This is a genomic window from Streptomyces sp. DH12, from assembly GCF_020873895.1.
Classification (GTDB): domain Bacteria; phylum Actinomycetota; class Actinomycetes; order Streptomycetales; family Streptomycetaceae; genus Streptomyces.
This window is the reverse complement of sequence record NZ_JAHWGT010000709.1, coordinates 1-510: the sequence shown is the minus strand read 5'-3', so window position 1 is coordinate 510 and position 510 is coordinate 1. Positions and strand designations below refer to the sequence as shown.

The window sequence follows — 510 nt, the reverse complement described above, 5'->3', positions numbered from 1 at the left end:
GCCATGTCGCGATCGTCACGGATTCAACGGCCTACCTTCCGGCCCGGACGATGGAGCGGCACGGCATCACGGCGGTACCCCTGACCGTGGTGCTGGGGGACCGCGCCCTCGAGGAGGGCACCGAGATCTCCACCCGCTCCCTCGCCCAGGCCCTGCAGAAGCGGCGCCCCGTCACGACGTCCCGCCCCAGCCCGGAGCTCTTCGCGGAGACCTACCGCAGGGTCGCCGAGTCCGGTGCGACCGGCATCGTCTCCCTCCATCTCTCCGCCGAGCTGTCCGGCACCTACGACGCGGCGGTCCTCGCGGCCCGCGAGGCGCCGGTGCCGGTCCGCGTGGTCGACACGGGCATGATCGCGATGGCCCTGGGCTTCTGCGCGCTGGCGGCGGCGGAAACCACGGAGTCGGGCGGCACCGTGGACGAGGCGGTCACCGCGGCGGAGAAGCGGGCGGCGGGCACGTCGGCCTACTTCTACGTCGACACGCTCGACTATCTGCGCCGGGGCGGGCGGA

General features: G+C 73.3%; 1 protein-coding gene. It reads left to right on the top strand.

The window, feature by feature from the left end; all coding sequences use genetic code 11:
- A partial coding sequence (locus LPA54_RS36640; protein ID WP_228984819.1) for a DegV family protein occupies nt 1–510 on the top strand: 510 nt, incomplete at both ends.